This window comes from Pseudidiomarina salilacus (genome assembly GCF_047323925.1).
GTDB classification, from domain to species: Bacteria; Pseudomonadota; Gammaproteobacteria; order Enterobacterales; family Alteromonadaceae; genus Pseudidiomarina; species Pseudidiomarina salilacus.
The window spans coordinates 1,496,140-1,510,339 of record NZ_CP178751.1 but is presented as its reverse complement, the minus strand read 5'-3'; the positions used below and the strand labels follow the sequence as shown (position 1 = coordinate 1,510,339).

Genomic DNA, 14,200 nt, shown 5'->3' with positions numbered 1-14,200 from the left:
CGCTCCGCGCGTTACCCGCTGTACTTATCTGCTAAAGCTAGTAATTGCGACCGCAGCGGCTCTTCACAAAGAGCCGCTTGTTCGCGTAGCTTCTTCACCGTTTCTGACTCGGTAACTAACTCTTTTGGCGCGGCTTTTTGCGGTACTGTACGCGGCTCTGGCGCGACCGCCTGGCGACTAGGGCGAATGCGTACTTCAAGAGAAGCAACCGCAGGCGTAGCATGAGTTTGAAAATGCGTTATAATGCGCCCTTGCTCGGTTTTTATCCGCTGCCCAATAGCAGCTGAAGAAACCTGAATAATAAGGGACGGTGCGCGAACCGCAATCACCTCGCAACTTGCTGCGAGCTCAGCTAACGATGTTTCTTGTAAACAGTTGCTAAGTAGCTGTTGCCAGAGCTGATATTGCTCGGTAAAGTCAGCAAATTGTTGTAATTGCTGACTGCCAAAGAGCTGTTGTAAGTGTTTCGGTCGACGGCGCGCCATGGTGCTATATCCGAGTCCCTTTTATAGAGAGGTTGCATGAGTTTAACAGTCTTCTACAAAGGCTCCAAAGTCAAATTTGCATTACGCTTGAGTCGCCGTCGTACCTTTACTTTGATGGGTATTACGCTGGCGTCGGTGTTGCTATTTTGGCAGCCCTGGCAAGGGTTGATGGGGCTCGATGCTGGCCAAGTACGCGCCAAAATTAGCGCCGAACAAGTCCAGTTAGCCGCACAATCTGAGGCGGTCAAAGCGATCAAAGCTGAAACCGAAAAAAAGCTCACGGCAATGACCATGCAGTTGGGTGAGATGCGCGCGAAATTGCGCCAACTCGATCAGGTCAGTGAACGTCTCGCCGGTGTAGCAGATATTCCAGCCGATGAATTCACCAGTGATCCTGCGCTCGAGTATATAGGTGGCCCTGAAGCTTCTATTTTAGAGGCGCCAGAAGTCGCTGCCGGTGATGTTGTCGGTGAGCTTGATGCTTTACTTGCGCAACTCGAAGAGAAACAAAATCAACTGACCGTACTTGAATCTGTGCTGATGAGTCATCATATCTCTGCAGAGAGCTACGTTGCTGGGCGCCCAGTTGAAAGTGGTTGGTTAAGTTCGCACTACGGTGTGCGCAAAGACCCGTTCAACGGTTCACCGACGATGCACCACGGCATCGACTTTGCCAACTTAGAAGAAAATGCCGCGGTGATAGCGACAGGTGCTGGTGTCGTCACCTGGGCCGGCGAGCGCTATGGTTACGGCTTATTGGTCGAAATTGACCACGGCGGCGGCCTAAAAACCCGTTATGGGCACAGTGAAAAGTTATTGGTTGAAGCGGGTGATGTGGTCACTCGTGGGCAAAAAATTGCCATTCTAGGTAGCACGGGACGCTCCACCGGGCCGCACGTGCATTATGAAGTATTACGCAATGGGCGCCAGATTGACCCGCGCAAATATGTGTATCGCGAAGCGCAGTAGCGCTTCGTAGTCATTCTAAAACAGGTAAAATAATCTCATGTTAGGTAGTCTTTTCCGCAAAGTATTCGGTAGTCGCAATGACCGCATCCTGAAAGGCTTGCAAAAAAAGGTCCACGCGATTAACGCCCTCGAGCCCGAGTTTGAAGCACTCAGCGACAGCGAACTCCAACAAAAAACAGTCGAGTTCAAACAACGGTTAGCGAATGGCGAAACATTAGATGACATTTTGGTAGAAGCTTTTGCCACTGTGCGTGAAGCAAGTAAGCGCGTGTTCAATATGCGCCACTTCGATGTGCAGTTGGTGGGCGGTATGATCCTCAACGACAACCGCATTGCCGAAATGCGTACCGGTGAAGGTAAAACCTTAACCGCGACCTTGTCTGCCTATTTGAATGCGTTGACTGGCAATGGCGTGCACATCGTCACTGTGAACGACTACTTGGCGCGCCGTGATGCCGAGACCAACCGTCCACTATTTGAATTCTTGGGCATGACCGTAGCTTTTAATATTCCTGGCATGCCGCATGCAGCCAAGCAAGAAGCCTATGCTGCCGACATCACCTACGGTACTAACAACGAATTCGGCTTTGATTATTTGCGCGATAACATGGCGTTTTCGCCAAAAGAACGCGTGCAACGCAAACTTTCTTACGCGATTGTCGATGAAGTCGACTCGATTTTGATCGATGAAGCACGTACCCCACTGATTATTTCGGGCGCGGCTGAAGACAGTTCTGAACTGTACATGAAAATGAATGAAATCGTGCCGTTGTTGACCCGCGCCGAAGAAGAAGACACCGAAGAAAAACGCGGTGAAGGCGATTTCACCATTGATGAAAAAGCCAAACAACTGCACTTAACTGAAGATGGCCAAGAACATGTCGAAGCCATTTTGAAAGAGCGCGGCATGCTAGGTGAAGATGATTCGTTGTATTCTGCAGCGAATATCACCTTGTTGCACCACGTCAACGCGGCGTTGCGCGCCCACCATCTGTTTACCAAAGACGTTGATTACATTGTCAAAGACAACCAAATCATCATTGTTGACGAACACACCGGCCGGACCATGGAAGGCCGTCGTTGGTCTGAAGGCTTGCACCAAGCTATGGAAGCCAAAGAAGGTGTGAAAATTCAAAACGAAAACCAGACCTTGGCATCGATTACCTTCCAGAACTATTTCCGCTTGTACAACAAGCTGGCCGGTATGACCGGTACTGCGGACACCGAAGCGTTTGAGTTCCAGTCGATTTATGGCTTGGAAACCGTGGTCATTCCGACCAACAAGCCGATGATTCGTGATGACCGTCCAGACTTGATTTTCATCACCGCGCAAGAGAAATACGAAGCCATTGTCGCCGACATCGAAGAGTGTCGCGCCAAGATGCAGCCGGTGTTGGTGGGTACTATTTCGATTGAAAGTTCAGAGTTGCTGTCGAACTTCTTGAAGAAGAAAAAGATTCCGCACAACGTCCTGAACGCCAAGTTCCACGCTAAAGAAGCAGATATTGTTGCGCAAGCAGGTTTGCCAGGAGCGGTCACCATTGCGACCAACATGGCCGGTCGTGGTACCGATATCGTGCTCGGTGGTAACTTACAAAGTGAGATTGAGCAGCTTGAAGATCCATCACCAGCAGTGATTGAGGAAGTGAAAGCTGCATGGCAGAAGCGTCACGACGACGTGATTGCGGCTGGCGGCTTGCACATTATCGGTACTGAACGCCACGAATCGCGTCGTATCGACAATCAGTTGCGGGGTCGTTCGGGTCGTCAGGGTGATCCAGGCTCGTCGCGTTTCTATTTGTCACTAGAAGACAGTTTGATGCGTATCTTCGCCTCGGACCGCATGGCCGGCTTGATGAAGCGGCTGGGTATGAAGCGCGGTGAAGCGATTGAGCACCCGTGGGTGACCCGCGCTATTGAAAACGCGCAGCGTAAGGTCGAAGGACGTAACTTTGACGTACGTAAAGCCTTGCTTGAGTTCGATGACGTTGCTAATGACCAACGTAAAGTGGTCTATGAGCAACGCAACGAATTGCTCGATGAAGGCGATATTTCCGAAACCATTAAAGTCATTCGTGGTGATGTGATTGAAACCGTACTCAACGAGTATATTCCACCACAATCACTGGTTGAGATGTGGAACATTGATGGTCTTGAAGAGCGTTTGCGTTCAGACTTCGATTTGCCATTACCGGTGCAAAAATGGCTGGATGAAGACGACAAGCTGCACGAAGAAATCTTGCGTGAGCGGATTCAAGAAGAGCTTGAAAAAGCTTATGCGGCGAAAGAAGAGCAGGTCGGCGAGCAAGTTCTGCGTCAATTCGAAAAAGCTATCATGTTGCAAAGTCTTGACCAACATTGGAAAGAGCACTTGGCCGCGATGGACCACCTGCGTCAAGGCATTAACTTGCGTAGCTATGCCCAGAAAAACCCGCGTCAAGAGTACAAGCGCGAAGCATTCGAGCTGTTTGCCGATATGCTAGAAGCCCTGAAGCTCGACGTTGTGACCATTCTGAGTAAAGTTCGTGTCCGCGCCGAAGAAGACGTCGAAGCGGTGGAACGCAAGCGTCGTGAAGAAGCGGAGCGTTTAGCTCAACGTCAGCAATATCAGCACGAAGGCGCAAGCACTAGCGGCACCAACGCCACCGAAGCGTCGGCCGCTGCCGCTGACACTGCGCGTGTTGGCCGCAATGAACCCTGCCCATGTGGCTCTGGTAAAAAATATAAACATTGCCATGGCAAACTCGCCTAAAGCTGTGCATGTCGCTGTTGGCGTGATCAATAACGCCAACGGCGAGATTTTTATCAGCAAACGCCATAAAGATTTGCATCAAGGTGATAAGTGGGAGTTTCCCGGTGGCAAGGTTGAAGCCGAAGAAACTGTTTACGATGCTTTGGTGCGCGAGTTGCGCGAAGAATGCAATATTCAGGTGCAATCAGCTTCGCCGTTGACTGTTATCCACCACAATTACGGCGATAAACGCGTCGTCTTGGACGTCTGGCGGGTTATTTCGTTTAGTGGCGAGATTGCCCAGCGTGAAGGTCAAGAATGGCGCTGGGTGCCGGTTTACGCGTTACAAGCCTATCAATTCCCCGAAGCTAACGAAGCCATCATTGACCTTTTGATCGATTGATCATTACGGGCACAACGCCACTTCAAATTCGACATCGCTTTCGTAGGAAGCTTTGCCTTGCTGTGGCGCATTACTCAGGAAACGAATGCTGAAGCGCTGTTTATGACCACTAATGACAGGGTAGGCGGGAACCGTGGCCGGCACGCGAATTCTCAGTAGGCTCAGTGGCTCGGTGCTTTCTTGCAGCAAACCACCTTCGGCGACCACCCACTGAAAGGGTGCTTGGCCGCGCAATAATTCAAGTTCTAACTCTAAGCCGTTGAAGAGAGCTTCAAACTCGTTCCACCAACGACCACAGTCAGCGCTGCGCTTTTGCTGTGATTGGTGCAGCCAAAAATGCAATTGCGGCACGTCAAAATTACAAGTGCCGCCGGGCATACCAAAGCGCTGCCGAGTGACGCTTAACAAACGGTCTTGTTTGAGCGCACTGCCAATACGCGTCATCGATTGAATCGCGGTGTAAGCCTGTTGCACGCGCTCGTTTAATTCTGCTACCTGTTGTTGATTGACATCAGGATGCTGCGCCCACACTTTCAGTTGAGCTCGACGGCGGTCGAGGTCTTTTTGGACATCGGTGCGCACGTCGCTACGCTCGCACAATTCTAGAATCGCGAACAGTGCATCGAAATAGCGCGAATAGTTACTGGCATCGACTTCGTTGGTAGGTTTGAGCAATTGCTTGAGGTGTTCGAGGCGCAGGTAGGTACGTACCCGCTCGTGCAACGGATATTCGTAATCAATTGTTTCACTTGGGCTTGTTGCGCTCATTGACTCGCTCATTGGCTCTATCATAGCGGCTTCTTCACCTGTTGCAACGCTTGCGAACATATCCGCTTGATAGCTCATCTCATGCATCCTGCCGTTGGTCGTGCGCGAGCGTGAGATAACGGGCGTGCAGAGCGGAAACTTGCGCAGGCAAAAGCGCGATGTCACCGTCATTATTGATGACATCGTCTGCTGCATCTAACCGCTGTTGGCGGGTCGCTTGAGCTGCCATAATTTGCTCTACTTGGTCCTTAGTTGTGTGCCTAGTTACCTTATCGCGTTGTAGAGTTCGCGTGCGCTGTGTGTCTTCACTTACATCTACGACTAGCACGCGGTCACATAGTTCCGTAAGTTTGTTCTCAACGAGTAAGGGAGCGGACAAAATCACATAGGGTGACTGGGCGCTCTGCAATTGGGCAAGAATTTCTTGGCGAATGAGAGGATGTGTCAGCTGGTTCAGCCATTGTTTTTCGCTAGGGTCACTAAATACCTTGGCGCGCAACCAGGCACGATTTAGCGTACCGTCGGCTTGTAAGGCGGCTTGGCCGAAGTGCGCTTTGACGGCATCAAGGGCTGCCGAGCCAGGGTCCATAATATGACGCGCGACCACATCGGCATCGACAATAGTGATGCCATGCGCTGCGAAGAGATCAGAGACAGTCGTTTTGCCTGAACCTATGCCACCTGTTAAGCCCAACACCCACATTAGATGCGCACTAGCCCCCAATACCAGTTAAGCAGCTGTTCGCCCCAAATCAGCGCAATAACGCCACCGCAGATCAGAAATGGACCGAAGGGAATCGGTTGCCCGCGCTTATTGCGTTGAATAATTTGCAGTGCAATACCAATCACTGCGCCACTGAACGCTGAGGCAATAACGATAGTTGGCAGTTGCTGGTAACCGGTCCAAGCGGCGAGTGCAGCTAGGAGCTTAAAGTCACCGTAGCCCATGCCTTCTTTGCCGGTCAGTAGCTTAAACGCCCAATACACTGACCATAAGAACAAATACCCGCCAATGGCGCCAATGACGGCATCATGCAGGCTTACAGGGCCGCCGTACCAAGCTACAAAAAGGCCAAGCCAGAGCACCACATAGTTGAGGTTATCGGGCAGCAGCATGTGGTCATAATCAATGAAAAACAGCACAATGAGAAGCGCGGCAAACACCATGTAATACAGCGTCGGGAAGCCAAATCCAAAGAACCAAGCAATGCTGGCGAAGGTCACGCCGGTAAGAATTTCAATCGCTGGATAGCGCCCAGAAATCGGTTGCTGGCAGTTACGACACTTGGCTTTTAGCAACAGCCAACTGACGACGGGAATATTGTCATACCATTTAATTGCATGTTTGCACTTGGGGCAGTGCGAGCCTGGCGTCGCAATATTAAATACCGGCTGCTTATCGAGTTCTTTTTGCGCTTTGGTATCTTCGGTATAAACCGCGCAATCGCGTCGCCATTGCTGTTGCAGCATCACCGGCAAGCGGCCAATCACCACATTCAAAAAGCTACCCACCACAAGGCCTAGCACCAAAGCGAGCGACAAAGTAAGGGCGCTGTACGCTGGGTACAGTTCGTAAATTGTGTCTAACATTTTACCCCACCACGGCGCCGAGGTTGAAGATAGGCAAGTACATAGCGACGATAAGGCCACCGACTAAGATACCAATGACCACCATGATCATGGGTTCGAGCAAGGCGGTAAGGTTGTCGACCAAGTCATCGACTTCACGCTCAAACACATCGGCCACTTTAGCCAGCATGTCATCAAGGGAGCCTGACTCTTCCCCGATATAGACCATTTGCGTGGCCATGGTCGGGAAGACGTCTGCGTTGATCATTGCCGTGTTCATCTGCATACCCGAGGTCACGTCATCGCGCACTCGTAAAATGGCATCGCGATAGACTGAGTTACCCGAGGCACCTGCGGCGGAATCGAGTGCGCTAATTAGCGGTACACCGGCGGCAAAAGTCGTCGACAGGGTACGAGCAAAACGGGCGACTGCGGCTTTATTGAGGATCATGCCGATGACCGGAATCTTGAGGGAAATAGCCTGGACTCTGTCGCGAAATTTCTCGTTGTAGGTCATGGCTCGAAGGAACAAGAAAATCGCGGCAATAAAGCCGGCGATAATATAAATCGCGTAGGCTTGCACTAGCTCAGATAAATTCACCACAAACTGCGTCATCGCCGGCAGTTCCGCACCAAAATCCGCGAAGACCGACTCGAACTGCGGTACTACGTAAACCAAAAGAATCATGGTCACCACGATAGCCACCACAATAACTGCGGATGGATAGACTAGAGCTTTTTTGATTTTTGCCTTCAGTGCTTCCGATTTCTCGCGATAGGTCGCGATACGGTCATAAATCGACTCCAGCGAGCCGGACTGTTCACCCGAATCAACCAAGTCGCAATAAAGTTGATCAAATACGCCAGGATGCTTGCGCAATGATGCAGCCAGCGGCGAACCTGAACCGACGTCATCAGCAATGGTCAGCATTAAGTTGCGCACTTTGACGTGGTCGGTACCGCGCGCAACCATCTCGAGGCTTTGCAATAAGGGCACACCCGCTTCGAGCATGGTGGCGATTTGTCGGGTAAAGAGCGCAATATCACCGCCCTTGATCTTCTTGTGACCGAGTAGCGGCTTGGCTTTTTTCTTAACTGAACGAGGATTAATACCTTGGTCGCGGAGTTTGGTACGAACTTCCTTTTCGCTATCGCCGCGAATAATACCTTTTACTTTTTGGCCGCGTTTGTTCAATCCTTGCCATTGAAACTCACTGAAGTCGTCTACTTTTTTTGATTTTTTTGCTGCAGTAGCCATAGCGCTAAGCCTTAGTTATTAGTGACGCGGTTCGCCTCCGCCAGACTGATAATACCGTCAGCCACCTTTTTCAGGGCCGAATGTCTTAATGAAGGATAGCCGTCTTTATGGGCTTGTCGAGCAATTTGCAACGAGCCTGCGTTATTCATAATAAGCTCTTGAATCGATTCTGTCACCGGCATAACTTCGTATACACCTGTACGACCTTTAAAGCCGCTGGTGCACTGGTCGCAACCGACCGCTTTAAAGATTGTTAAACCAGGTAACTCCTCTTCTTTGAAGCCTTGACGAATCAGTTCTTCACGGGGAATTTCTTCTTCTTCCTTACATTCATTACACAAGCGTCGCGCCAAGCGCTGGGCAATAATCAATGACACAGAACTGGCGATGTTGTAGGTGGCCACGCCCATGTTCATCAAACGTGTCAGTGTTTCCGCAGCTGAGTTGGTGTGCAAGGTCGAAAGAACCAAGTGACCCGTTTGTGCCGCCTTAATGGCAATTTCTGCAGTTTCCAGATCTCGAATCTCACCCACCATGACGATGTCAGGGTCTTGCCGCAAAAACGAACGCAGAGCATCGGCAAAGGTTAAGCCGGCTTTGACATTAATCTGTACTTGGTTAATACCGTACAAGTTAATTTCAACCGGGTCTTCCGCCGTTGAAATATTCACCTCGGGCGTATTGAGAATATTCAGCCCCGTATAGAGTGAGACGGTTTTACCCGACCCCGTGGGACCGGTCACTAGAATCATGCCTTGCGGGCGCTGCAGCGCCTCTTCATAGAGCTTTTGTTGCTCCGGTTCATAACCCAATGCTTCGATACCCAACATCGCCGAAGAGGCATCCAAAATCCGCAGCACTATTTTTTCACCATACATGGTCGGCAACGAGCTAACCCGGAAATCGATGGCTTTATGTTTGGATAAACGCAGTTTAATGCGGCCATCTTGTGGTAAGCGGCGTTCGGCAATATCGAGCTGCGACATAACCTTCAAACGTGCGGCGATACGATTTGACAACGCGTAAGGAGGGCGTGCTATTTCGTGCAATACGCCGTCAATACGGAAACGAATCCGATATTCGCCTTCGTAGGGCTCAAAGTGCAAATCCGAAGCGCCTCGCTTAATCGCGTCGAGCAGCATTTTGTTGATGTAGATAACAATGGGTGCGTCGTTTTTGCCATCGACACTTACTGATCCTTTGTCATCTTGAACTTCGCCATCAGCATCGATTTCACGCAGTTCTTGTTCATCCTCGGCAGTAACGCCGAGCATGGAGGTTTCATTTTCCAACAACTTATCAATAAGGCGTTGTAGCTTATCTTCTTCAACCAACACCGCCTCAGCTTGCAGGCGCGTACGGAACTGAAACTCATCAAGGGTTTCAATTCGAGTGGGATCAGATACCGCGATATAGAGCACATTGCCACGCTGATACAAAGGCACCGCATGGTTCTTGCGAATTAACCGCTCATTGATAAATTGTGGGGGAATAAGTTCTTGATTGAAAGTATCAAGGTCAAGCCAAGGACAGTTTGATTCTTGATAACAAAAAGCAGCGAGCTCATTTGCTTTGATAAGCTTGCGCTCAATAACAACGCTGGTAAATGGTAATTTGGTTTCCCATGCGTATTCGCTACAACTCTTAAGTTGCGCTTCAGGAATTCGTCTGTCACGCAGCAAAAGCGCCGCAAGGGAGTGGTGTAGCATACAATCTATCTAAGGTAATATAGCCTCACCAAATATATGTCTGGTGAGGCTATCAATAATTAAAAGTTACATGCTTTTCGATGAACTTCTACGAAAATTGAATTAGATTACTTTCAAACTAGTCCGCCGCTACTGGACCTGCGTAACCTTTCGCACCTTCGCAACCATCGACTCTTGTATTCTCACCAGTGTCTGAGCAGCCAATATACCAATTTAAGTTGCTACTGTTAGCTGCAGCGACAGGCGTCAAAGTTATCTCGATACCTGTAGAGCCTTCAACTGCAGTAGCTGGTTGAGCTTCGAGAGTTGCAGAAATCACCCCCTCATCTACAGTAACTGCTGTTAAAGCGTTAACTTGGTTAGCACCCGTAACAGAACCTGGGATACCGTTGGTGGCGTGGTCGCAACCGGTCAAATTACCTTGTTTTTGATAGCAAAGTGCTACTGCCGTTTTATAAGAACTCAACGCTGAAAGACCATTACTAGCCAACGCGCGCTGCGTGTAGTCAGAATAGAGCGGAATTGCAACCGCTGCCAAAATACCAATGATCGCAACTACGATCATCAATTCGATAAGGGTAAAGCCTCGTTGAACTTGAGTTTTAACTCGTTGTACTTGCGCTTTCATCTTAGATCTCCCGAAAGTAACGTAAGTAAAATAAACATTATTGTTGTTGTCTGGGTGACTTCCGTGTTGGTGGTCACACCAACAACTTATTACTCTGCACCAGCCGAAAGACAGTGAATGCGCTTGCGACCGAGTAGTCAAAAAAGCCACGCCATTCACCAGACTTTAGCTTGCAGCCCCGCTATCCGCCAGCACAATTTCAGTAAAAACTGAAATAGACACCGCTAGGACCGGAGGTTTTGCGTCACCACTTTCCAGTGGTTTTGCCTTTTAAAGCATTGCCTGGCATCCCTCAAACGTAGAATAGACCACGTCTGCGGTTTGCGCACTGCAGATTAAACATAGCAGATGTAAGGGTTTCGTCAATAGTTATACATCTGAAATTCGAAGGGAAAGATCAATAGCTTGCACGTGTTTTGTTAAGGCGCCTGAAGAAATGTAATCAATTCCAGTACTTACCAGCTCTTGCAAATGTTCTATTGTGACGTTTCCAGATACTTCCAAGCGAATATTTTTTGACCTAGACTTAACAGCAGTACGAATATCCTCATAGCTGAAGTTGTCTAGCATGATAATATCTGCGCCTGCTGCTAAGGCTGCTTGATACTCTTCAAGGTTTTCGACTTCAACTTCAACGGTTTTGTCGGCGTGTAAACGTCGTGCTTCGCTGACCGCAGCTGCAATCGAACCGCACGCCATTATATGATTTTCTTTAATCAAATAGGCGTCATAAAGGCCCACGCGATGATTACTGCCGCCACCACAAACAACCGCATATTTTAATGCGGTGCGCAGGCCGGGAATGGTCTTGCGGGTATCGAGCAACTTGGTGTGCGAGCCTTCGAGGTGTTTCACATAAGAGGCGGTAAGAGTGGCAACGCCAGAAAGTGTCTGCAGAAAGTTCAATGCGGTGCGCTCGCCCGTCAGCATGGCGCGCGCTGGACCGCGCAGTTCACACAAGAGCTGGTTAGGTTCAACGCGATCGCCATCAGCGACGTGCCATTGCAAGCTGACTTCGTCGCCGAGCTGCAGAAATACTTCATTGACCCAGTTAACGCCACAAATCACCGCTGGCTCGCGGGTAATAATGCGCCCATGTGCTTGTTGCTCGGCAGGAATCAACTGCGCGGTAATATCCAAATCGCCGCTGAGGCCATTGAGGTCTTCCTCGAGTGCGCGCATCACCATGTGTTTACGGTCGGCGGCAAGCAGGGCGGGTTGTACGCGAGTATCCATGAGCAACATCCTTAGGGTCGTAATGAAGGCGTATTGTAATGGCTGGCGAAGGGGGTGACAATGATGCCACCGTTTTTAGCCACGAAAACCGATGACAGCGATGAAAATCGAAAATGGACAATTAGCTGCGGCGGAGCAAAAACTGTCTCCCCATCACGATGAGCGTAGCGACCCGAACGACATCAGTGTGCTGGTCGTGCACGGTATCAGCCTACCCGCGGGCGAGTTTGGTCAGCCTTACATTGATCAGCTCTTTATGGGCACTATTGACATCAATGCGCATCCGACCTTTGACGTGCTTGAGGGCTTAAAGGTCTCAGCGCACCTTGTCATTCACCGCGACGGGCGCATGGTGCAATATGTGCCGTTCCATAAGCGTGCCTGGCATGCTGGAGTGTCTCATTATGCCGGGCGGCGCCGTTGTAACGATTTTGCCATTGGCATTGAACTTGAGGGAACCGACACCGAGCCCTACACTAAAGAGCAGTATCAACAACTGGCAAAAGTTGCCGCGGCTTTGGTGCAAACCTATCCGCTGTTGACGCGGCAGCGTATTGTCGGGCATCAGCACATTGCGCCAGTGCGCAAAACGGATCCGGGTCCAGCCTTTGACTGGCAGCGTTTCCGCAACTTATTGAACGAGGAACTGTAAATGTCATTATTGGCGATTTTGCTCGCTTATTCGCTCGAACGTTCGGTGACGCTGAGTCGCAATTTCCATTGGCGGCGCATCGTGTTGCGCTGGCAGCAATGGCAAAGCAAGCAAACCCAAATGGGTCGCGACGGGCAAGGTAAGATTGCCGAATGGCGCCAACATTTACTGGGCGATATCGTGTGGGCGGTGCTACCCGCACTGATCATTGTGTTCATCGTCGCCTTGTTTGACTCGCTACTGTTAAGTTTCTCCGTGGGCGTGCTAGCACTACTCGCGACCATGCAATGTGGACAAGCTCGGCAAGCGTATCGGGCTTATCTAGCCGCCGCCAGCGATGGCGACACCGCAGGTGCCGCTGAACAATTGCGCCAGTTACGTCGTGCCGCGGGACGCCACGACGCCGCGCCAGTGCATGAATTACTGCTGTGGATTCATTTACGCTATTACTTTGCGCCGCTGCTCTACTATGTATTGTTCGGCATTTTTGGTGTGCTGATTTATGCCACCTTGCGCGATATGCGCCATCACCATAGCGCCAGTTGGCGCAAATTACAGTTCGTGCTGCATTGGTTACCAACCCGAGTGATGACCGCTGGCTTCTTGATGGTGGGCAACTTCAGCAAGGCGTTACCGGTGTGGCTCAATAGTATCGGCAATAAGCCCCAGCATAATCTGGAAGCCCTTGGTAAAGTTGCGGCAGCGGCTGATGATCTGGAACAACGCCACGAGGATGATATCACCTCGACTGCTCTGACCACTGTCGCCTTAGTTAAGCGTAACCTACTGTTTTTCATCGTCTTACTCGCTGTGTTAACGATCATCGGCTGGTTCTAACAAAGAAAAGTTTGGGTTCGCTAGCGGTTTAGTCTAAAATACCGTTGGTAAGACCAATGAACCAGTTTCGGAGTTCGGTCTTCGTACGCTTCGCTATTCGCCCGTGCTTCGCACTTTTCGAAGAGCGACCGCAGTGAGCGCACGAACAGCGGAGCGGACGAATAACGAACAGCGAACAAAGTGAGCGTACGAATTACGATGTCATTTGACCGCATACAACCGACCAAACTGTCCGACGTCATTATGCAGCGCATCGAGGCCATGATCGTCGACGGTACTCTGCAAGCTGGCGAGCGCCTGCCGTCGGAGCGGGATCTTGCGCATCAATTTTCAGTGTCGCGTCCGAGTTTGCGCGAAGCCATTCAAAAGCTTGAAGCGCGCGGTTTACTTGAGCGACGTCAAGGTGGTGGCACCTACGTTTGCGATAACATGCAGCAACGAGTGGCGGAACCCTTGCTTGATTTGCTGACCCAGCATCCAGAGTCACAATTCGACTTACTGGAGTTTCGCCACGCGCTTGAGGGCATCTCAGCTTATTACGCGGCGATGCGTGGTACGCCACTCGACCTTGAACAAATCAAAACAAGTTTCCAAGGCATTCAGCAGGACCCGGGAGCGGAGCTTGCCGCGCAAGCCCAAGCACTCACCGAATTTAACCTGCGCATCGCTGAGGCATCGCATAATGTGATCCTCTTACATCTAGTGCGCTGTATGCAGCCACTGTTAATGAAAAATATTCTGCAAAACCTGCAAGACCTCGCGCACAAGCCTGGGGTCATGCAGCAATTACATGAACATCGGCAGCAGGTAGTCGCTGCTATCGAGGCCGGCGACCCTGATCAGGCACGCGAAATGTGTCATCAGCTGCTAGCCTTTATTGAACAAGCGTTATTGGCTTCGAACCGTGAACAGTCGCGGTTACAGCGGTCATTACGTCGAACGCAAACTGGGTAAG

At 50.5% G+C, this 14,200-nt stretch carries 14 protein-coding genes and 1 riboswitch; of the genes, 6 read left to right on the top strand and 8 right to left on the bottom strand.

Annotated features, from left to right (window positions below; translation table 11 throughout):
• Positions 1 to 11 precede the first annotated feature (11 nt).
• On the bottom strand, positions 12 to 485 hold the full coding sequence (locus tag ACJ8W9_RS07190; protein ID WP_411360759.1) for a hypothetical protein: 474 nt from the start codon (positions 483 to 485) through the stop codon (positions 12 to 14).
• 36 nt (positions 486 to 521) lie between these two features.
• Here ACJ8W9_RS07190 and ACJ8W9_RS07185 point away from each other — a divergent pair, with 36 nt between their 5' ends.
• From ACJ8W9_RS07185 to mutT, 3 genes are read left to right on the top strand one after another with little or no spacing between them, the layout of a single operon-like run.
• Entirely contained in the window at positions 522 to 1,454 is a 933-nt protein-coding gene (locus ACJ8W9_RS07185) for a peptidoglycan DD-metalloendopeptidase family protein (protein WP_411359192.1), read from the top strand.
• A 37-nt stretch (positions 1,455 to 1,491) separates the two neighbouring features.
• Positions 1,492 to 4,206, top strand: coding sequence for a preprotein translocase subunit SecA (gene secA / locus ACJ8W9_RS07180; RefSeq protein WP_411359191.1), 2,715 nt, complete (start codon positions 1,492 to 1,494; stop codon positions 4,204 to 4,206).
• On the top strand, positions 4,190 to 4,588 hold the full coding sequence (gene mutT / locus ACJ8W9_RS07175) for an 8-oxo-dGTP diphosphatase MutT (RefSeq protein WP_411359190.1): 399 nt from the start codon (positions 4,190 to 4,192) through the stop codon (positions 4,586 to 4,588). The genes secA and mutT overlap by 17 nt, the downstream gene beginning before the upstream one ends.
• A 3-nt stretch (positions 4,589 to 4,591) precedes the next feature.
• Here mutT and zapD read toward each other — a convergent pair whose 3' ends face one another.
• The 7 genes from zapD to nadC all read right to left on the bottom strand — a co-directional run bounded on the left by zapD (position 4,592) and on the right by nadC (position 11,756).
• A complete protein-coding gene (zapD, locus tag ACJ8W9_RS07170) occupies positions 4,592 to 5,434 on the bottom strand; it encodes a cell division protein ZapD (RefSeq protein WP_411359189.1) in 843 nt (280 codons plus the stop codon).
• Position 5,435: 1 nt separating this feature from the next.
• Entirely contained in the window at positions 5,436 to 6,059 is a 624-nt protein-coding gene (gene coaE / locus ACJ8W9_RS07165) for a dephospho-CoA kinase (RefSeq protein ID WP_411360758.1), read from the bottom strand.
• Positions 6,059 to 6,946, bottom strand: coding sequence for a prepilin peptidase (locus tag ACJ8W9_RS07160; protein ID WP_411360757.1), 888 nt, complete (start codon positions 6,944 to 6,946; stop codon positions 6,059 to 6,061). Before ACJ8W9_RS07160 ends, coaE begins: the two co-directional genes overlap by 1 nt.
• Before the next feature lies 1 nt (position 6,947).
• Complete coding sequence (locus ACJ8W9_RS07155; RefSeq protein ID WP_411360756.1) at positions 6,948 to 8,183, bottom strand: type II secretion system F family protein; 1,236 nt, start codon at positions 8,181 to 8,183, stop codon at positions 6,948 to 6,950.
• Positions 8,184 to 8,194: 11 nt separating this feature from the next.
• Positions 8,195 to 9,892 carry a type IV-A pilus assembly ATPase PilB gene (gene pilB, locus ACJ8W9_RS07150; RefSeq protein WP_411360755.1) on the bottom strand — a complete coding sequence of 566 codons (1,698 nt, stop codon included), beginning with the start codon at positions 9,890 to 9,892 and terminating at the stop codon, positions 8,195 to 8,197.
• A gap of 118 nt (positions 9,893 to 10,010) precedes the next feature.
• Complete coding sequence (locus tag ACJ8W9_RS07145; RefSeq protein ID WP_411360754.1) at positions 10,011 to 10,520, bottom strand: pilin; 510 nt, start codon at positions 10,518 to 10,520, stop codon at positions 10,011 to 10,013.
• A gap of 168 nt (positions 10,521 to 10,688) precedes the next feature.
• A riboswitch (cyclic di-GMP riboswitch) is annotated at positions 10,689 to 10,798 on the bottom strand.
• 91 nt (positions 10,799 to 10,889) lie between these two features.
• Positions 10,890 to 11,756 (bottom strand): carboxylating nicotinate-nucleotide diphosphorylase, encoded by an 867-nt coding sequence (gene nadC / locus ACJ8W9_RS07140; RefSeq protein WP_411360753.1) that lies wholly within the window; start codon positions 11,754 to 11,756, stop codon positions 10,890 to 10,892.
• 100 nt (positions 11,757 to 11,856) lie between these two features.
• Here nadC and ampD point away from each other — a divergent pair, with 100 nt between their 5' ends.
• The 3 genes from ampD (at position 11,857) to pdhR (ending at position 14,199) form a co-directional block, all read left to right on the top strand.
• Positions 11,857 to 12,408 carry a 1,6-anhydro-N-acetylmuramyl-L-alanine amidase AmpD gene (gene ampD, locus ACJ8W9_RS07135; RefSeq protein WP_411360946.1) on the top strand — a complete coding sequence of 184 codons (552 nt, stop codon included), beginning with the start codon at positions 11,857 to 11,859 and terminating at the stop codon, positions 12,406 to 12,408.
• Positions 12,409 to 13,245 carry a regulatory signaling modulator protein AmpE gene (ampE, locus tag ACJ8W9_RS07130; protein ID WP_411359182.1) on the top strand — a complete coding sequence of 279 codons (837 nt, stop codon included), beginning with the start codon at positions 12,409 to 12,411 and terminating at the stop codon, positions 13,243 to 13,245.
• A gap of 198 nt (positions 13,246 to 13,443) precedes the next feature.
• Entirely contained in the window at positions 13,444 to 14,199 is a 756-nt protein-coding gene (gene pdhR / locus ACJ8W9_RS07125; RefSeq protein WP_411359181.1) for a pyruvate dehydrogenase complex transcriptional repressor PdhR, read from the top strand.
• The last annotated feature ends 1 nt before the right edge of the window (position 14,200 follow it).